At 70.0% G+C, this 19,328-nt stretch carries 15 protein-coding genes, 1 pseudogene and 1 CRISPR repeat array; of the genes and pseudogenes, 11 read left to right on the plus strand and 5 right to left on the minus strand.

Going from position 1 to position 19,328, the window contains the following annotated elements:
• Positions 1-183: 183 nt before the first annotated feature.
• A pseudogene (locus ACZ49B_RS24115) lies at positions 184-378 on the plus strand (carbonyl reductase); the annotation flags it as partial.
• A 33-nt stretch (positions 379-411) separates the two neighbouring features.
• On the opposite strand, the gene ACZ49B_RS24120 reads toward ACZ49B_RS24115, so the two are convergent.
• From ACZ49B_RS24120 to ACZ49B_RS24140, 5 genes are all read right to left on the minus strand, one after another.
• Positions 412-1,623, minus strand: a complete 1,212-nt coding sequence (locus tag ACZ49B_RS24120) for a DUF6236 family protein (protein WP_468309363.1) — start codon at positions 1,621-1,623, stop codon at positions 412-414.
• Positions 1,624-1,794: 171 nt separating this feature from the next.
• Complete coding sequence (locus ACZ49B_RS24125) at positions 1,795-3,399, minus strand: hypothetical protein (RefSeq protein WP_468309366.1); 1,605 nt, start codon at positions 3,397-3,399, stop codon at positions 1,795-1,797.
• A 1-nt stretch (position 3,400) separates the two neighbouring features.
• Positions 3,401-3,811, minus strand: coding sequence for a hypothetical protein (locus ACZ49B_RS24130; protein ID WP_468309369.1), 411 nt, complete (start codon positions 3,809-3,811; stop codon positions 3,401-3,403).
• Between the two features lie 127 nt (positions 3,812-3,938).
• Positions 3,939-4,475, minus strand: a complete 537-nt coding sequence (locus ACZ49B_RS24135; RefSeq protein WP_468309372.1) for a hypothetical protein — start codon at positions 4,473-4,475, stop codon at positions 3,939-3,941.
• Positions 4,472-5,590 carry a C40 family peptidase gene (locus ACZ49B_RS24140; RefSeq protein ID WP_468309375.1) on the minus strand — a complete coding sequence of 373 codons (1,119 nt, stop codon included), beginning with the start codon at positions 5,588-5,590 and terminating at the stop codon, positions 4,472-4,474. The genes ACZ49B_RS24135 and ACZ49B_RS24140 overlap by 4 nt, the downstream gene beginning before the upstream one ends.
• Positions 5,591-5,910: 320 nt before the next feature.
• Here ACZ49B_RS24140 and ACZ49B_RS24145 point away from each other — a divergent pair, with 320 nt between their 5' ends.
• The 10 genes from ACZ49B_RS24145 (at position 5,911) to ACZ49B_RS24190 (ending at position 19,237) form a co-directional block, all read left to right on the plus strand.
• On the plus strand, positions 5,911-6,750 hold the full coding sequence (locus tag ACZ49B_RS24145) for a hypothetical protein (protein WP_468309377.1): 840 nt from the start codon (positions 5,911-5,913) through the stop codon (positions 6,748-6,750).
• Between the two features lie 16 nt (positions 6,751-6,766).
• Positions 6,767-7,102: a hypothetical protein gene (locus tag ACZ49B_RS24150; RefSeq protein ID WP_468309380.1), complete on the plus strand. Its 336-nt coding sequence runs from the start codon at positions 6,767-6,769 to the stop codon at positions 7,100-7,102.
• 68 nt (positions 7,103-7,170) lie between these two features.
• The gene (locus tag ACZ49B_RS24155) at positions 7,171-7,884 is read left to right on the plus strand and encodes a hypothetical protein (RefSeq protein WP_468309383.1); all 714 of its coding nucleotides are present in this window, start codon (positions 7,171-7,173) and stop codon (positions 7,882-7,884) included.
• Between the two features lie 73 nt (positions 7,885-7,957).
• Positions 7,958-9,733 carry a hypothetical protein gene (locus tag ACZ49B_RS24160; protein WP_468309386.1) on the plus strand — a complete coding sequence of 592 codons (1,776 nt, stop codon included), beginning with the start codon at positions 7,958-7,960 and terminating at the stop codon, positions 9,731-9,733.
• A gap of 1 nt (position 9,734) precedes the next feature.
• Positions 9,735-11,255, plus strand: coding sequence for an SCO6880 family protein (locus ACZ49B_RS24165; protein ID WP_468309389.1), 1,521 nt, complete (start codon positions 9,735-9,737; stop codon positions 11,253-11,255).
• Entirely contained in the window at positions 11,255-12,814 is a 1,560-nt protein-coding gene (locus tag ACZ49B_RS24170; RefSeq protein WP_468309392.1) for a type VI secretion protein, read from the plus strand. The genes ACZ49B_RS24165 and ACZ49B_RS24170 overlap by 1 nt, the downstream gene beginning before the upstream one ends.
• 1 nt (position 12,815) lies before the next feature.
• A complete protein-coding gene (locus tag ACZ49B_RS24175) occupies positions 12,816-14,498 on the plus strand; it encodes a type IV secretory system conjugative DNA transfer family protein (RefSeq protein WP_468309395.1) in 1,683 nt (560 codons plus the stop codon).
• 2 nt (positions 14,499-14,500) lie between these two features.
• A complete protein-coding gene (locus tag ACZ49B_RS24180) occupies positions 14,501-15,010 on the plus strand; it encodes a hypothetical protein (protein ID WP_468309398.1) in 510 nt (169 codons plus the stop codon).
• A gap of 31 nt (positions 15,011-15,041) precedes the next feature.
• Positions 15,042-16,160 carry a hypothetical protein gene (locus ACZ49B_RS24185; protein ID WP_468309401.1) on the plus strand — a complete coding sequence of 373 codons (1,119 nt, stop codon included), beginning with the start codon at positions 15,042-15,044 and terminating at the stop codon, positions 16,158-16,160.
• Positions 16,161-16,252: 92 nt separating this feature from the next.
• Positions 16,253-17,832: direct repeats of the CRISPR family, unit length 29 nt; unit sequence CTGCTCCCCGCACCCGCGGGGATGACCCC.
• 100 nt (positions 17,833-17,932) lie between these two features.
• Positions 17,933-19,237, plus strand: a complete 1,305-nt coding sequence (locus ACZ49B_RS24190; protein WP_468309404.1) for a penicillin-binding transpeptidase domain-containing protein — start codon at positions 17,933-17,935, stop codon at positions 19,235-19,237.
• The last annotated feature ends 91 nt before the right edge of the window (positions 19,238-19,328 follow it).

Genomic DNA, 19,328 nt, shown 5'->3' on the forward strand with positions numbered 1-19,328 from the left:
GGCAGCGCACAGACCCATTGGGGCGGCGCCCGTCGTGGGCGAGCACGTGAGCCGGCGCGGGCAGCTGGCCTGGGCAGCAGGTGGGCGATGGCGTAGGAGATGACGACGGTCATGCGGGGTGCGAGGCCCTCGACGAGAGCCCGCCCCAGGCCCTGGCCGCCGGTGCCGGTGCCGAGGGCGGTCGAATCGCAGGCCGAACGGCCCGACGAGTTCACCGACGTGTCTAGCGCCGCAAGCCTTGCGGTCATGCGCTCTTACGGCCCCGTGATGCGCCACGGCGGCTTGCTTCTCGTGGTGGTCAGCAGCCTGGGCACTCCCGGCCGCCTCGACCTCGGAATCCACCACCGTTTCGACGGCGCGAGCCTGGACCAGGTCGAGTGTCTTCGGTGACCACTTTGACCACCTACTCGGTCAGCCACGGCGATGGCGGGCAGCCCGGCGGAAACGGTCGATGACTCCTTTGGGGGTGAGCTCTTCGCGCAGCCCGAGCAGGTAGCCGGGCGCGGTGTGCCGTTGCGTCCTTGCTTCGACGACTGCGGCGCGCGCGGCGGAGGTGAACATGATGGCCGCCCCCGCTGCCGTGGTTACTACGGTCGAGGCTCCAGCGGTGTGCATGAGGGCTGCGGCGCTGGCCGGGAGGGCGAGTTCGCGAGCGCCGAGGACGGCGGAGACGGGTCGCAGTCCAAGGCGGGTGAGGCCGGTTTCCAGTTCCTGGCGGACGCTGTCCAATTGAGTGTCGAACAGTTCGCGGAGGTCGGCGTCCAAGTGGGCGGGGTCGCTGGAGCGTGCGATTTGCTCGAAGCGCTGCATGGCGTCGTCGAGGTGGGCGGTGAAAGCGTCGAACTCGGTGCGCAGGGTCTTGCGTGCGCGGACGATGGCCAGGGCCGGCACGCGATCGAGGTCTGCCGGAAGGACGGCCTGGACGGCGAGGGCGGCGTAGGCGTGCCTGACGTCGTCGGCGCGGACCGGATGAATGGGCCGGTCCGAGCCGCCACTGGCGTCGGGTAGGAGCGCTGCTGTGAGGCCAGCCTCCTCCGCGGTGTGGAGGTGGGAGAACGCAGTCGACCTGTCGGTGATCGTCCTGACGCCGCGGTGCTGGGCGACAGCGTGGGTGATGACGGTCAGGACTGCCTCGGCCAGTCTGCCGTCCATCGCGAGCCACGCCTGACTGACCTGCCTACCCGTACCGGGAATGGTGACGCGTTGTGCCAGGCCGGCGTGTTCCAGGAGGCTGGCCAGGTAATTCCCGCTCTTTCCGCTGTCCAGGAACCCGATCCCCACGGCTTGTGGTGTCGACCCGGGTTGGTGAGGAAAAAGGTTGCTGGACAGCTCTTCGAACGGCGGAACCGGATAGCGGGCAGCCAGTTCGGTGGCATGCTGCCGGACGAATTCGTTCAGCGTTCTGCCAGGCTCCCGCAGCACCAGGTCGAGGTCGTAGCCGTCGTATGGAACGGTCCTGAAGAAATCGAGTTCTGCCCGGAGGACTTTGACCGTTCGCGAGTCCTGTCTGGTGCCCACCTCTCCCGCGCCCAGGCCGGCGATGCGGGGGAGGTACAGGGCAGCGGCCTTCAGCCAGGCGTCGTCCCGGATCCGCGGATACGGGTAGTGCAGCACGTAGTCCATGGGTTCCCCGCATGTCGCATGGTGCCAGCCGCCCCGGCGCGGCAGCGCTGGGACAAACGTACTCGTCGTCCTTCTGTAGGACGGGGAATAGCGAGAAGTTCCCTGCCGTGCGCGCAGACACCACCTTGCTGCTCCCTGCGGCGATGGCCCCACCGCCCAAGCGGACTGGCGTCAGCGACGTAGGCCCGGGCGGCGGCCTGCCATCAGTTCCTGCGGGACCGATGCTCTGGGCAGAGGGCGTTGTGTCGGCGGGACTTGGTGGGGTGGGGCCCAGCGTTGGTCCGCGGCGATGGTCTGGTGGGCGGACGCATCGAGTACGGCGCGGGGAACGGCGGTGCCGGCTCGGCGGGCCGCGTCGAGGAGCGTTCCCGCGGTCCGCTGTTCTGCGGCCATCACTGCGGAGTAGGCGCCTGTCAGGGCTTCGACCTCGCGCAGGTGTACGGGGTAGAAGCGGTGCCTCTTGTCGACGTTTTGTGGTCCGTGTCCGATGACGCTGGATACGAGGGTGGCTCCGGCCCGCTTGATCGTCCAAGGGGCCGCGGCCGCCATCTGCCAGCCAGCCGAGGGCAGCCGGTACAGCGAGGCTGCGAGCGGGCCCGGTCCGCCGGCGTCCGCGAGGATGTCGGCGGCTGGCCGTTCGGGCCCCGGACCCGTGTATGGAGTCCACTCTGGGCCGAACAGTAGTTGCCCCAGCCGCGTCGCCGCCGTCCGTGAGATCACCGTGGCGGGGTGCGGGTCGGGCGAGGGCATCCTTACGGCTTGACCGCGGCGGACCATCTCATAGGCGGGAGGCGCAAGGGCGGGGTGCTCGCGAGGATCAGCGGTGTCGACCACCTGCCGCCACGCACTCGCCGTTTCCTTCCATGCCCCGGAGGACTCCCTCAGCGCGCCGGCCGCGGCTCGGAGGCTGCTGCTGACCTCTCCGTCCGTCACGCCTTCTGCAGCCCGAAGCAGGACCCGGCCCGCCAGAAGACGAGCCGCCGAAGTCCAGCGGGCCATCTGGTGGAGGTCCGAGCCGCTCAGCCGCCGCTCATCACGGTCGTGCAGTGCTGCGTAGGCAGCCCGGGAGAGGCGCTCGCTGTCCTCCGTCAGGCGTGTGACGACCGCGCTCGTCGGGTCGCTCGGCGTGGATTGGACGGGCACGACCGGTAGGGCAAGGGGGAATGCCGCCCAGTGTGCTCCGGAGTCGCGGGTCGCGGCGCGGGTGAGTACCGAGGCCTTGTCGAGGGAGGTTCGGGCTGCCTGGAAAGCCTCGGCAGCGCCCGGGTGTTCGCTGTTCTGGGCGATTCGGTGCACGACCTGCCCGGCTGCCCGTGTCACTTCGGCGTACCGAGTAGAGAGGTAGTCGAAGGCGCTCTGGTGCCGTAACAGGTAGGCGTACGGGGTCAGCGGCGCCCGGTCCGGGCCGAGGTGGCTGCCGATGGTGTCGCGCACCGCGCCTACGGCCTGCGCGGCAGCCTCGATTCGAGCACCGGCCAGTCCGGCATCCTGGGCTCCCGGAGATTGCAGGAACTGCTGGGCCCTGCCCAGCCAACCGGAGGCCTGCGTCAGCCATCCCTCGAGGTCCTTCTCGGCCGAGGTAAGGAATCGCTCCTCCGTCGTTGGTACCGGCGTGTAGGCGCCCGGCCCCAGCCCCCGCCTGATTTGGTGCAGGACCTCGTCTACGCGGCCGGCCAGTGCTGCCCGCTCGTGTGGGCCGGTTCCCGTGAACGGCTCCCGGGCCGCGTGGTGGAGCTGGGTGACCGCGACGTCGAACAGCTCGCCTAACGTCGTCACCTCACTGCCCCCGTACGGCGGCCAGTGCCGCGGCAGCGCCTGCGGCCAGCTCCGAGGTGATAGCCAGCGACTGCTTCCCTTCCTCACTGCCTTCTGCAGTTGCTGCGAGGCGAGTGAGGGATTTTCCTGTGTGCTTGAGCAGCTGCACGTACGGGGTCAGGCCTGCGGCGCCTGGCGCCGGATCTGGGGGAGAGAGGGGCTGACCGTTGGTGGGAAGCGGTAGCCGGCTACGGCCCTCGATGCACTGCTGCGCAGCGATCATGGCCTGTAGCTCATCGCTGCCCTCCTCGAACGTGATTCTGTCGGCCAGCTCGGCAGTCATCGTGAACGCGTCCCAGGCCGCCGACAGCACCGTCAGAGTGTCGTCGGAGTTGAGCTGTTCAGTGAGGCCCGTCAGGGCAGACGAGGGCATCAGTGTCCCCTCCTTCGTGTCGAGGTCGGATTGCCGTGATCGTCCCACCCCGGGCCGGGTCGCCTGTGAGCGCTGTGGACAACGGACCGGTTGTGGAGAACCGGATCACCTGGCCGGGCATGGGCGGTCATGCAGGAGGCTCGAGTGCAGGTCTCGCCAGGACCTGGCGGATCCGTATCGCGGCCGCCCCATGTGGCCCCTGGACGTCGATGACCGTGGTCAGGAGTTCCTGGCCGAGGTGGTGGCTGAGCACCGGGTTCCTGATTTCCCGCCAGAGGCTGTACGCGCGGCGTACAGCCGCGTCGGTGTCGGGGTGCGCGGGCCCCTGCAGGCCGGCGCGGAGGCGGACCATGTGCAGGTACCAGCCCACGGCCGCCCGATGGTCGCCGCCCAGGCTGGCCAGGTAGCCGCGGACCTCACGGATATCGGCGGTGGCCGCGGTGAGCGTGCCACCGCAGGCTGCGGTGTGCTCCTCGTCGAGCTGTTCGGCCAGCAAGGTGGCCTTCTCGAGAGCTCCTTCCGTGGCGAGGGCGGCAATCTCCGCGATCCGCTCGGGTACGGGCACCAGGGTGGGGGCTGAAGCGGCCAGCCCCGGGACGGACTCGGGCGCCGTCCAGAAGTCCGGGGTGACCACGCCCCACGGCAGGAAGACCTCGCTGCTCACCAGCTCACCACCCGTCGTACCGCCGTCACCCGCGTCATGTAGTTCGAGGAGTTGCGCCAGCTGCTGTACGGGACGATGCGGGTACGGACCCCGGTCCGGGGCGACTCGATCAGCAGGCCTGAGCCGAGGTACATGCCGACGTGACCGGGGCTGGAGGCGGAGCCGTCGGATCCGGCGTTGAAGACCAGGTCTCCGGGCTTGGGGTTGTCCAGGCCGACGTGGATCGGCAGGTCCACCTGGTCGTAGGTGACGCGGGGGATGGAGATGCCCGCCGCCTTGTACGCCTGCTGCATGAGCGAGGAGCAGTCGCACCAGTGCTGGGGGTTGCTGCCGAGTGCGTCGGTGCAGTCGCCGCCGAGCTGGTACCAGCCGTCCTTCTGGGCGAGGGCCCAGGCCACGGCGGTGCGGACCTGCGGCGGGGTGTCCGGGGACAGGGTGAATCCCTTGGGGAGTTCCACTGGTCCACCTCCGCCGGCGGGCGCCGTGTACTGCGCTGAGCGCGCCATGATCGCCTTTACGTAGTCGTAGGTCTGGCCCTCGGCGAAGCTTGCCGGGGGGACTCCGCGGAATTCGTCGACGCGTCCCCAGCCGGCGTTGTAGCCGGCCAGTGCCAGCTCGATGGGCGACCCGCGGTATTCGGGATGCTTCTTCGCCGTCTTCAGCAGGCCGCACATCATCCGGCCCTGCGCAGGAATGGCGTCGGCCGGGTCCATGACGTCCTTGTCTCCGTCTCCGTCCCCGTCGACGCCCTGAGTCGCCCATGTGTCCGGGATGAACTGCGAAATCCCGAAGGCGATCGGATTTCCGGACCGGTCCCTTGAGACGGCGGAGGGATTGAATTCGGACTCGGCCCACAGCTGGGCGGCGAGGATGGCCGGGGGCAACCCCTGGTCACAGGCGGCTGCCGCCGCCAGGATGAGCGGTGCGTACTGGGCGGGCACGCCGTTGGCACCGCCGATTTTCAACGCCCCCGCCGTGGGCCAGGTGCCGACGCGGCCGCCCTTGTCGTCGTCCTCCGCGAGCGCGGCGATCAACATGACGAAGCCGATCCCGAGAGCCACAGGGGTGGCCACCACCCCCGCGGCGGCCACCCCTAACCAGCGCTTCGCCCGCATTCAATCCCCCCGAACCGACAGTCTGTTTGCGTCCACGAAGAAGCAATTCGGCCACTGTGGCCTGTACTTGATCTCGCTTTGGTCGCGCAGCAGATCGTGACACTATGCCATTTCTGCTCACGGGAGGGTCGCTGAATATCCCTCAGTCGGTCGCGAACGGCCGGTGTAGGGTGCCGATGCGTTCCGTCTTCGAGCCGACAGATGTGTGAAATTCACACTAGTAATGGCTTTGGGTCGCGTGTTCGGGGGGATTCATGGGTAAAAGGGACGGCTCGGGGTTAGCCAGCCTGCCGGAGCGTGCCCGTCTGGTGGTGCCGCTGATGGCTGCCGCCGGAGGCAGTGCACGCTCAACCGTGGCGCACCTGCTCGCCGACGAACTGGCACGTGCCGCCGACACCGTGGTCGCGGACTTATCACCGCGCCTCGCCTCACCCTGGCCCTCTTGGACCGCCGGGGCGGCGGCCGAGGTGCCAACCCCCGGGCTCGCCGCCCTCCCGCCGGATCGGCCCCTGTCCCGCGATGACATTCGCCGAGCTGCAGCCGTACGGCACACTGCCGACGGCGCATGGGCCGTGCTGACCGACGCCCGCGAGTGGCACGCTGCCCCTCTGGAACTGCCGCCCGAGCCCGCCGCCTGGTACCAGCTCACCGCGGCCGGCGGCTGGCAGGCCCTCCTCGCGGACACCGCGCACCCGGCGGCCCACGACCTGATCGAGTCCCGGTGTTCAGGAGCCCCGAGCCTGACCCGCGCCTGGTGCGCGCTCCCGTTCGCCGTACCCGTCCTGTGCGCCCAGTCGACCGCGGCCGGCGTCCAGGCCCTGCAGCAGGCCGTGATGGTGCTGAACGCCGAAGGCCTGCCCCTGCAACGCACCGTGGTCGTCCTGGCCGCCACAGGAGACGGGCGGCCGCCGGCCGTCGTCCGGGCCGCCGCCACCATGCTCTCCGCCCGTACGGCGGCTGTGATCCACCTGCCGTACGACGCAGACATCCGCGCCAACGGACTCCAGGCCCAGCCCGCCCGGATCCGCACGCGTACTCGGCAGGCGGCGCAGGAGCTGGCCACCGCCGTGCTCACCGCCGCCCGCGAATCCTTCGGTGATCCGCTGCCCGATGCTCCGCAGCCCGCGCCGCTCTCCGCCGTTGCCGTCTCCGCCGTCTGACGAGGAAACCCCGAACATGAGCCTCCTGATGAACCTGCACACCCTCGCCACGGACCCCGGTGTCGCCGTGCTCGCCGACGGTCCCGTGCCGGCCTTCGATCCGTCGCTTCCCAGCGAGGTCAACAACTCGGTCAAGAACATCCTGGCCTGGACCGCAGGCGGTGGCCTCTCGCTCGCCGTACTCGGTGGTCTCAGCGGCTGGGCCTTGGTTGCGGTCGGTCACAACACCGAGCGTGCCGCCTTGGCCGCGCGGGGCAAGCAGAGCGTGCTGTGGAGCCTGATCGGCGCAGGCGGCATCGGACTGACGTCCTCGCTGGTCCTGGCCGTCTTCACCATGACCAAGAGCGGCTGAACGTGGACTCGTCGAACGGGCTTAAGGCCCGCAGAGCCCGACTGGTCCTCGCCGCGATCGTCGTGGCGGTGGCCGCGCTCCTGGTCGCGGGTGGGTTCACGGCCGCCACCCTGATGCGGGACGACGCGAAGGGGCAGCCGCAGGCCGGCGGCGCCAGCCCTTCCGCCAGTGCCCCCGCGTCGGCGAGCACCGGTGCCGCCGGCCCGGTGACCCCGGAGACGGGGAAGAAGACCACACTCTCCAAGCCCACGGGCCACACAGACGGGGTGTCCACCGGCTTCCCTGCTTCGCCCAGCGGGGGGATTTCTGCCGTCGTCTACTTCTGGGAGGAGTTCGACTGGCTCGACGACGAGAAGGCCCGCCAGCAGCTCAATGCAGTGGCCTCCAAAGACTCACCCGAGTACGTCGACAAGCGTGTCTCCGAGATCCGCAAGATGCGTGAGGCTCTCGGCCTGGCTCCCTCAGGGGGTATTCCGGCCGATATCACCTTCACCACCTCCGTCAACGCCACGCGAGCCACTACCGTCCACGCGCCCGGCCTCCCGGTCGGCCACGTCATGCAGGTCTGGGTCTCCTATGACCGCTTCGCCACTGGCCCGAAGGGCGGCCGCGATGAGAATCCGCTGCGCGGAGACATGGTCGACTTCATCGTGAAGTGGCAGGAAGGAGCCTGGAAGTTCACCGACGAGTTCAATTCTCTGCGCTCGTTCCCCGTCGCCTACGAACCCACCAGCCGGTTCGCCTGGAATGACGGATGGGTCCAGGTTCGCCGTGCCGACTGACCGCTGCCATCGTGTCTCCCGTGCCTTAGTCCTGCTCTGCGCCCTGTTCTCATTCCTGGGCGCTGGCGCCACCTTGTCCGTCGCTGTCGCGGCCGACGACCCGAAATACCACTCGTCCGTCGGACCGCCCGACCCCATCCCCAAGGAGTGGGAACTGGACATCGTCGGTCTCGACTCGAAGGGGAAGTACTGCCTGGCCGACCAGATCGGTGACATCAACCTGTGCCATAGGCCCGGCCCAGGCGACCCGCCCATCCCCGGCCGAACGATTCCCTGTGAGGGCGCGGACGGCAACGGGGCCAGGGACTGCACTCCGGAGGACCAGACGGAGGCTGAGCTCCGCCGCGTGGAGAGGTGGCGTAAGGACTTCCCTGACAAGCAGTGGAAGAACTACGAGCCCCTCAACCAGTACATCACCGACTGCGTGGTGAAGGAGAAGAAGCCGTTCACCGTGTGCCGGGACGCGGGGGAGGGAAGGTTCGGCACGCCTGCCAAGGGGCCGCTGGAGTGGGTCGCCGGCAAGTTCTCAGAGTTCGCCTCCAACGCGTTGAAGGAGGCTGCGTCCTACATCGGCAAGTCGGTGGTCTGGCTGCTGTCGGAGTTCGCGAAGCTCTTCAACCAGAACTCCTCGATCGACCTGGGCAAGACCGGCATGGCGAAGTTCACCATGATGATGACCTCGCTGTCTGCGGTCCTGGCCGCCTTCCTCCTGCTGATCCAGTTCGGGAAGGTCGCGGTCAGCCACGAGGGCGGGCCGGCGGCGACCGCGCTGACCGGTCTGGCCAAGTGGGCCGTCATCTCCTCCGTCTACTGGGTCGTGGCACAGACCGCACTGACGTGGTCCGACGAAGTCTCGACCTGGATCATCAACAAGACCTTTGAGGGTGGCGGCAGCGGGCCGGACTCCGCGACGGCGGCGATGCAGAAGCAGCTCGGAACGCTCTTCGGCGGCCTGATCACCGGAGGGGGCGGGACCGCCACCATCGGCGGGGCGATCATTTCCGGCGAAGGCGTGGCTGCTTCCGCGGTCGGCGTTGTCATCGTCGTAGGGATCGTCTGCATCCTGGCGATCGCCGCCCTGTGGGTGGAGATCCTCATGCGCCAGGTCGGCATCATGATCATCATCGCGACGATGCCCATCACCCTTGCGGGGCAGCTCTCGGATGCCACCGCCGAGTGGTGGCCCAAGGCGCGCAACGCATTCATCTCTCTGGTTCTGATGAAGCCTGCGATCGTCGCCTGCTTCTCCATCGGCTTCTTCGCCATGTCGACCGGCGAGGGCGTGCAGAACATGATCGTCGGCTTCGTCATGTTCCTGGCCGCGAGCCTGTGCTGGCCGGCCCTGGCCAAGTTCATGGTGTTCACGACCAACGGGGCGGGCTCCTCCATGGTCTCCGGCTGGCTCAGTTCCGTCGGCTCCTCCGCCTCCTCGTCCTCCGGCGGATACCGGCCCGATCCCAGTGGCGCCGGATCGGTCGGCGGTGGCCCCGGCTACACCAAGGCACTGGAGTCGGAGAACTCCGTGCCCGCCGCTGGTCCCAGCGAAGGCGGCGTTGCGGGGGCCGCCAAGTCGGCTGCCCGCTTCGGCGGGAAGGCGCTGGGCGTGGCCGCCTTCGGGCTGCAGGTCGTGGCCGTCGGCAAGGACAGTCTCGAGTCCGGGCTGGCCAATACGGCCGCCCACGCGGGCCTGGACCAGGGAGCAGCCGGCGGTCGGCACGTGGTCATCCCGCCGCCTCGAGGGGGTCCCGCGCCCGTGCCGATCGGGGCGCCGGTCGAGGTGCCGCCCGATCCGCAGCCCGATGAGCAGCCCGAACCGCAGCCCGCACCGGCTTCCTCAAGCGAGGGATGAGATGTCACAGCCTGTTTCGTACGGAGGCTGGCAGTCCGAGACGACCGGCTTCATGGGCCGACTGTCCGGTCCCGGCTTCGCGATGGTCGCTGCCGCCTCCCTCCTCGCGCTCCTGCCGTTCAACGTCGGCTGGCAGGCCGCGTTCGTGTGCGTGCCGATCTCGCTGGTCCTGCTCGGCCTTGCCTTCGGGCGGGTCATGGGGCTCAGCGCCGACGAATGGATCTCTCTCGCAGTAAGGCATCAGATCTCCGTGGCCACCCGACGCAATCTCTTCTTCTCCGGCGCCTTCGCGCCGCGCTCCGCCAAGACCGGGCGCCAGCCGATGGACCTGCCCGGGATCCTGGCCCGCCTGCGGATCCTCGACGCCCCCGACGGACTCGGCGGGCAGCTCGGCGTCGTCCACGACCCCGTGGCCGGCACCTACAGCGCCATCGCACGCATCACGTTCCCCGGCCTCGCCCTGGTGGACACCGACAAGCAGAACGCCCGTGTGGCCGCCTGGGCGCAGCTCTTGCGTGGCTACTGCACCGAGGACTCCCCGGTCACCCGGATCGCCGTGCACCAGCGGTGCCTTCCGGACGACGGTGCGGCCCTGGCCTCCTGGACCGCGCGCCACGTCACTCCGGATGCGCCGGCCGCCGCGGTGACCGCACTGACGGAGCTGATGGACGGCGCCGGGCCGGCCGCCGCGTCCCGTGAGACGTACCTGACGGTCACCCTCTCCAGTGCCCGGGCCCGTCTGGCGATCAAGGGCGCGGGAGGCGGTCAGGTCGGGGCCGCGGCGGTCCTCGTACGGGAACTGCACGCGATGGGTCAGGCGCTGTCGACCGCGAGCCTTCAGGTCGTGGAGTGGCTGCCGCCGCGCAAGGTGGCGCAGGCCGTGCGCACCGCGTACGACCCCGAGTCCCAGCAGGTCCTCGCCACGCGCAACGCGGCGGCACAGGCGCCGGGCTGGTCCGGTACCGCTCCGGGTGTCGACGTGGATCTCGCCGGTCCCGCCGCGACCGAGACGGCGTGGGGCGTCTACCGGCACGATGGCGCGTGGTCGGTGTCGTACCAGGTCCGCACCTGGCCCCAGGCCGCCGTGTACGCCACGATCCTGCAGCCGCTGCTGCGGCCGCGGCAGAACGCCCGCCGGGCGATGACCCTGCTGTACGAGCCGATCGGCCCTCGCCGCGCCCGACAGGAACTCGCCCGGGACAAGGCGAAAAGGTCCTCCGCCCGGCACTTGCGCAAGAAGTCGGGGCGGGACGAGAGCGAGGACGAGCGCCGCGAGGAGGCGATCTCCCGCGCCCAGGACGTGGCCCGCGCCTCCGGGCAGGGCGTCATGCGGATGACCGCCGTCCTGACCGTCACGGTCACCGATCTCGACGAGCTGGAGACGGCCTGCGCCGAACTGCAGGCCGACGCCGCCGCCTCCGGGCTCGAGGTACGCCGTATGTGGGGTGCCCAGGACACCGGGTTCGCCACCGGCGCCCTGCCGCTCGGCCAGGGACTGCCCTACCGCAGGATGGGATTCTGATGGGCCTCTTCTCCCGCCGCCCCGCAGGCGACACCCTCCTCGAGGCCATCGGCATGGACGAGGCCGCCGGCGTCGCCGACCGCGCACCCGTACCACTCCCGCCGCAGCGCAGCGCCCGCGAACTGCGCCGCTCCCGCCTCCTCGAGGACCCCGAGACCTCCATGCGCGTGGCCCCGAAGAAGGGGTGGACCCATCCCTTCGCGGGCCGGGCCGCGTCCATGCCGCGTACCGAGGTCGTACGGGCCGACACCGCGAACGCCGCCGGGATGTACCCGTACCTCCATGCCGCGAGCCTGCCGCCGATCGGCGCGTACATGGGCCGCAACGTACTGACCACGGAGGCCTTCAGCGCGCACCCCGCGGTCTGGGTGAAGGAGGGCCTGTGCACCAACCCGAACGTCATCTACACCGGGATCCCCGGGTCGGGTAAGTCCGCGCACGTCAAAGCCCTCGCCTTCCGGCTGATGGCGTTCGGGCACCGCACGCTGATCGCCGGGGACGTCAAGGGCGAGTACCAGGCCCTGTGCCGCCACCTGGGCGTCGAGCCCGTACGCCTCGGCCCCGGCCTGCCCGGACGCCTGAACCCCCTGGACGCGGGCCCGCTCGGCCACGGACTTGAGCTCATCAAGGACCCCGCCGAGCTCAAGGGCCGCCTCACCGAGATCCACCGCCGCCGCCTGACGCTCCTCAAGGCCCTGCTCGAGCTCCAGCTGCGCCGAACCCTGCAGCCGCAGGAGGAGGAAGCCCTCGACGTCGCGGTGCGCGAGGTCACCGGCGAACTCCACGGCGCCGGCGCCACCCGCTTCGCGGTGCCCACCCTCCCGCTCGTCTACGACCGGCTGCGCGACCCCACCGACGCGATGGCCCGCGAGCTGCGCATCCGCGATGGGGAGGTGCAGCGGGCCCGCGAGCAGATGGCCTCCATCCGCTCTGCCCTTGGCGGCATGGTCACCGGCCACCTCGGCGGCCTCTTCGACGAAGCGACCTCCATCGACCTGGACTGGGACGCCCCCATCCAGTCCGTCGACATCTCCGCCCTGCAGGAGTACGGCGACGAGACAGTCGCCATGGTGCTGTCCTGCGTCTCGACGTGGGCGCAGTCGGCCATCGACCAGCCTGGGCAGAAGCCGTGGATCGTCGTACGGGACGAGCTGTGGCGGCAGATGCGCTCCGGTGGGGCGACGATGGTCAAGAAGATCGACGCCGATCTCAGGCTCTCCCGCGCCACCGGCACGATCCAGGTCCTGGCCACCCACCGCCTGTCCGACTTCGAGTCGGTCGGCGCGGCAGGCTCCGAGGCCGTGGCCATCGCCCGCGACCTCATCGCCTCCTGCGAGACGCGCGTCCAGCTCGCCCAGGACACCCGCCCCCTGCAGATCACCCGTGAGGCCATCGGACTCACCGATTCCGAATGCCGCCTCATCGGCTCCTGGGGCGCCGGGCAGCGCGGCCGCGCGCTGTGGAAGGTCGGCCGCGGAGGCGGCTCCCACGCCGTCCAGCTGATGCTGTCGCGCACCGAGCAACGGCTCTTCGAGACCGACGAGAAGATGGTGATCTGAGGTGTCCGAGCGCGGCTTCTCGGCAGGGCTGGACGACAACACCCTCCTCGCGGCCTACGGGGCAGGGCTCGCCGTCACCGTGTCAGGCGCCGTCCTGCTCGCCGGGCCGCTCGCCTCGCTCCTGTCCGGCGGAGGGTGGGCTCACAGCTCCCAAGGCGTCCCGGTCACCGTGGTCCTCGCGCTCGCGAAGGGGCCGGCCGCGGTGTACGAGCCGGCCCCGCCCGCCTGGCTCTTCTATGCCCTGACGGCCCTTCTGGTCCTCGCCCTCGGGCTGACCGTCGTCAAGGTGGCTGGCCGGGTCTCTTTCGGCGGGCGTGGCAGCGGTGCGCAGTGGGGCGGGGCCAAGGTCGAGAAGAAGATGGCCGCGCACGACGACCCTCGGCGCCGGGTCAACCGCATCACGGCCGGACGCGGGCGTCAGACCAGGAAGGTGGTCGCCGCCCAGCCCAACATCTCCGCGACCGTGTTCGGCGTGCCCGGCTCCTCCAAGACCACCGGCCTGGTCCTGCCGAACGCCGCCGAATGGGAGGGGCCGCTGGTGGTGACCACCACCAAGGCCGCCGACCTGGACGTCATCTACGCCCGCCGGCGCTGGTTCGGACCCGTCTGGGTCATCGCCCCCGCGGGCATCCCGGGACGGGCCAGCGACCACTGGTCGCCCGTCGAGTACTGCACCGACGCCAAAGCCGCCGACCGCATGGCCGCCTGGCTGGCCGAGGCCTCCGCCTCCGGCGGCGACAAGCGCGGCGCCCCGTGGGTCGACCAGGCCAAGAGCGTCCTCAAGGGCATCCTGCTCGCCGCCCACCTCTCCGGCGGCGGCCTCTCCGACATGCGCCGCTGGATCTCCCTGGGCAAGGACGCCGTCGACCACGTCCGCGCCGTCCTCCTCGCCCACGGATTCACCGACGTCGCCGACGACTACGCCTCCCCGTGGCTGCGCCTGCACGAGGACGGCGTCGGCTCCATCCAGTTCAGCCTCAACGTCCTCGCCCGAGTCTTCGCCGACGAGGAGGTCCGCGAGACGTGCGCCCGCTCCGACTTCGCCTTCGAGGACTGGCTCGACCAGCACGGCACGATCTGCATCATCGCCTCCGAGGCCGACGCCGACCGTTTCGCACCGCTGATCAGTTCCCTGATCGCCGGAGCCATCCACGCCGCCGAGACCCGCTACAACACGTACGGCAAACCCATCGACCCGAGCGTCGGCATCCTCGTCGACGAAGCCGGCAACATGCTGCGCTACCCGCGCCTGCCCAACATCCTCACCACCGGCCGCGGCATGGGCATCACCCTGCTCACCGTCTGGCACGACCTGTCCCAGCTCCGCGAATCGCTCGGCACCCAGAAGGCCAACACCGTCCTGTCCGCGAGCGGCCTGCGCATGCTGCTGCCGGGCTGCGGCGACCTCGAGACCCTGCGCTACTTCTCCGGGCTGTACGGGCGCACCGAGGTCATGAAGACCAGCCACGGCCGCTCCCGCGGAGAGCAGTCCACCAACACGCAGGCCGTCGAGACCGACCTCGCGCCCGTCCACTCCCTCCAGCAGCTGCCCGACTTCACCGCCATCGCGCAGTACACCAACCTGCCGCCGATCAAAGTAAAGATGCGCCTGACCTTCCGCGACAAGGACCTGAAGAAGCTGCTCACCGATCCCCGGACCACCACCGTCGTGAAGGGACCGTGACCATGAGCGCACTGAACCCGGCGGACCTGTGGCCAACGCCCCCCGGCAGCCCCCGTAACGAACCGCAGCGCTGGGTCTGGGCCGCCATGGAACCCCCCGAGCGCAGCATCCGCATGCGTGAGCTGGCCGCATGGGTCGAGTGGCTCCGCGAGACCTTCGAACTCCACAACGTGCTCTCCCACTGCTGGTACCGCCACTCCGCCGTCGTCGAGCACCTCACCGCCCTGTACGCCGGCTGGATGCGCACGTACGCCGGAGAGGAGCCACCCGGACGCGAGCTCGCCGAAGCCGACTGGATCAACACCCTCCACGCCTTCACCCCGCGCCTGCAGCTCGCCGCCTGCGCCACCGGCACCCACCAGCAGCCGCCGCCCCGCATCCCCCGCCCCGCCGGCGCCGACGAGGACTTCGAGCTCTACCTCGCCGTCTCCGACGCCGCGACCGATGCTGCAGCCCATCCGGCCGCCGCCGAACTGCTCCGCCGCGAGACCGAACTGAACGCCCCGCTGTAACGATCCCCGCCGCCTGCCCTGGAGGTACGAGGTGTCCACACCCATCGACCCGAACGACCCCGCCTACGACCGCCCCGGCCTGCGCCCGTTACCCCTGTGGCGCGGAAACCCTCCGCAGGCTGCCCCGACTCCGCAGCCGCCTGAGCCTCCGGCACCGACCGAGCCCGCCATCCCGGGGGACCCGGACTGGCCCGAGTACCGGGACGTCATCGCCGCCTACGCCGCGATCGGCCTCGACCCCGACGAAGTCCGCGAAGCACTCTCCGCCTACGTGGCCGAGATCCTCACCCCGCAGCCGGCCCCATCTGAGGACACCTTTGAGGAGGCGACCCCGCCAACCCTGGAGGACGCGGCGACCTCCACCGAAGCCGCCCTCGCCAAGGCGGAGAAGTACGCGCCCACCCTCAAGGACTTCCCCGAGTGGCAGCGCATCCAGACCGTCTCCGGCGCGCTGCGCCACGTCTGGGACGTCCTGACGGAGAGGGCAGGTCCGTACTGGGAGACCCTGCGCAACGACGTGCGCGTCCAGGGCTTCTGGAAGACGGCCTCCATCCGAGCCTGCGAAGCGATCGCCACGCACGCCGTTGCCCTCGCCCAGCGCGTCCAGGGCAACCTCCCGGCCGCCGAAGCCCTCCTCGCACTCTCGGCAGCCACCCTGACGTACAGCACCACCGCGACGGCCGGCCCCACTGCGCCGCCGTCCGTACAGCAGACTCCACCGCCGTACGCGGTCCGGGAAGACGCCGTCCGCGCGGCCGAGGAGATCACCTCCCGCTTCCAGGTCTGGTTCGCCAGCCCCATGGGCCAGGAGGCCAAGACCTCCGACCACCGCAGGGTGCTCGAGCTGCGGGCGGCCTGGAAGCAGGTCCCGCCCCACGACGCCGACCCCGCCAAGGCGGTCGCCCCGTACGGAGCGGTCGCGGAGAAGGCCCTCGCCTTGGCTGCCGCAGCGTCCCGCTCGGGCCGCTTCACCCCAGGCGACGTCCAAGCCCTGCAACTCCTCGCCCAGGCCGCAGACCACCACGCGGCCCGCCTCGCGGTCACCCTCCCTCCGGGTACGGCCAAGCAGCCAGCGAAGGCCGCAGCGCCCACCCCAAAGGTCGCCACTTCCACACCCCAGGCCGCCCGCAGCCCGAGGGCATCCATTTAGATGGCTTTTGTTACTGAATGAGCCGATTGTCGAATTCGATGAAAGTACTCAAAAACAGTGCCCGGCCCCCATAGAATCCCAGTTCAGAAAGCCTGCTCCCCGCACCCGCGGGGATGACCCCTCTCCGGAACCTTCGGATCGGCGGGAACCCTGCTGCTCCCCGCACCCGCGGGGATGACCCCCCCTCTCGGGGACGGGCGTTCTGTGGTGTCAGCTGCTCCCCGCACCCGCGGGGATGACCCCCACATGGAGGGGGGAAAGTTGAGATCCGCCGCCTGCTCCCCGCACCCGCGGGGATGACCCCGACAACGGCGGCAGCCAGCCGAGCATCAGTTCCTGCTCCCCGCACCCGCGGGGATGACCCCTCGACACACAGCCTCGACCGATGGGGAAAGTCCTGCTCCCCGCACCCGCGGGGATGACCCCTCCTCGACGCCAACCTGACCATCCCGCTCGCCCTGCTCCCCGCACCCGCGGGGATGACCCCAGGTCGGGGTTCATCAGCGGCGCGATCACGTTCTGCTCCCCGCACCCGCGGGGATGACCCCTGCTTGACCCGGGCATTGCCAGGGCAATCGGTCTGCTCCCCGCACCCGCGGGGATGACCCCGCCCAGCTCATGAAGCAACTAGCGGCCGTGACCTGCTCCCCGCACCCGCGGGGATGACCCCGAAGACCTCAGCAGCGAGCGCGAGGCGCGGAACTGCTCCCCGCACCCGCGGGGATGACCCCGAGCAACCACCCATCACCCCGCTCGGGAGAGCCTGCTCCCCGCACCCGCGGGGATGACCCCCCGTTCGCTGGCCCCAAAGCGCACAGCGAACTCTGCTCCCCGCACCCGCGGGGATGACCCCATGCGCATCGAGCCGAAGCACCACATGCTGCTCTGCTCCCCGCACCCGCGGGGATGACCCCCGCGCCGGTCCGCTGCGCCACCTCAGATCACCACTGCTCCCCGCACCCGCGGGGATGACCCCTTCTCGGTGCTCTCCATCGCTTCGGCCGCGTCCTGCTCCCCGCACCCGCGGGGATGACCCCGGGAGTCGACGTCGACGGCTACGCGGTGAGCCCTGCTCCCCGCGCCCGCGGGGATGACCCCTTCTCGACCGGCTTGGCGATGGCCAGTGCCATCTGCTCCCCGCACCCGCGGGGATGACCCCGCGCGCGCAGCCGGAGACAATTTCTTGAGGGCCTGCTCCCCGCACCCGCAGGGATGACCCCGAACCCCATTAAGCTGAGCGACGTCAACGCGACTGCTCCCCGCACCCGCGGGGATGACCCCACCACCTTGCTGGTGTCCATGGCATGCCGGACCTGCTCCCCGCACCCGCGGGGATGACCCCGGGTCCGTCTCCCGGCGCCCCTTCCTTTCCGCCTGCTCCCCGCACCCGCGGGGATGACCCCGACGACGCAACTCTCGTCATCGGCAGTGGTAACTGCTCCCTGCACCCGCGGGGATGACCCCGTGAGCGTTGCAGGTGCGCGGAAGACGAGCGCCCTGCTCCCCGCACCCGCGGGGATGACCCCGAGCCCAGCGGAGCGGCAGAGTGCGTGGGGCGCTGCTCCCCGCACCCGCGGGGATGACCCTCCCCGCACCCGCGGGGATGACCCTCCCCGCTCGCCGCTCTCCACGGCCATGGGGCGCTACTCCCCGCACCTGCGGGGATGAGCCCGCTCCATCGCCGAGGGCGGCTCCACCATCCATGGACTTCACCTACCTCGGCCGCGGGAATCGCCGCGGGCATAGATCATGTCGAACCTTAAGATGCCCGCATGCCCAATCCCCTTCGCCCCTGTGCCGTCTTACTCGCCGCGCTCGCCACACTGCTCGCGACGTCCGTGTCGGGGTGTACCGCAGATCGAGGAACCACGTCGACAACCAGCCCGACGGTCGCGGGCAAGGCTGGTGGAGGGCCTCCGGATGCGAAGCCTCGCGCTCCCAAGCAGGACGGAAGCCCTGGCGACATCCTGGTAGCTGGCCGTCCCGTCACGGGATCGGAGCGGTCGGGCATCCCCAAAGCCCCGTTCAAACGTACCTACACCGATGGTGAGCTGTATGCGTCGGTTACGGGGTACTGGTCTATGGCCTTTGGTTCTTCCGGGCTTGATGCTCTCCTGGCAGACGACATCAAGGCGGGCAAGGATGTGGCGACCACCATCGAGCCGGCTGTGCAGCGTGCCGCCTACGACGGGCTGCAAGGTCAGCGTGGAGCCGCGATCGTCCTCGACGCGGAGACGGGCGACATCCTCGGGCAGGTGAGTACCCCGTCGTTCGACCCCGGTTCATTCAGCGGCAACTCCATGGCGGATCAACGGGCATGGATGCAGGTGAAGGACCTCAACGACGGGCCCCTCACCAACCGGGTCCTGCGCCACGTGGACAACCCAGGGTCAGCGATCCACGTCCTGGTCGCGGCCGCAGCCCTGGAGAAGGGCCTCCTTCCGTCTGTGGACACGCCAACCCGGAGCCCGGCCGTCTACGTCGCCCCGAACAGCACTACCCAGTTCTCCGGGGATCCGGCCCACTGCACCGACGCAACCCTCCGTGACGCCCTGCGGTACACGTGCGCGAACGTTTTTGCCGGCATCGCTTCCGACCTCGGCGCCGACGCACTGGCATCGACGGCGCAGGCGTTCGGGTTCAACAACGACACGATGGACACGCCGCTACGCGCCTTCGCCAGCACCTGGCCGAAGAAGCCTGAGAATCCGACCCAGCTCGCCCTCATGGCCAACGGACTGCTCGAAGTAAAGGCCACCCCGGTACAGATGGCCATGGTGATGGCCCTGCTCGTGAACGGCGGGAGCCGAGTTCATCCCAATTTCGTCACCGGTTCAAAGACTGCCGTGCCTGCTCAACGGGTGGTCACCGAGCGCACTGCGAACCAGCTGAGGTCGGCCCTCGGGGATTCGTTCGGCACATGGGTGCCCTCCGCTTCGGCCGCCTGGACGTTGTCAGCCACCCGGACCGCGGCTGGCCGGCCCGTAGCCATCGCCGTTTACCTTTCCTCGCCCGCCGACTCCGCCCACCAGGCCAGCCAGGTCGCAGAACGGATCTCGGCAGCCACCCGAAAGTAGGCAGTGACGCAGGTTCAGTGCACACGACGTGTCCGCGCGGCTGATCGACGTAATGCGGTGGGCCGCCGCGCAGGCCGGGGGAGGCGGACAT

The organism is Streptomyces sp. NPDC031132, from assembly GCF_055570595.1.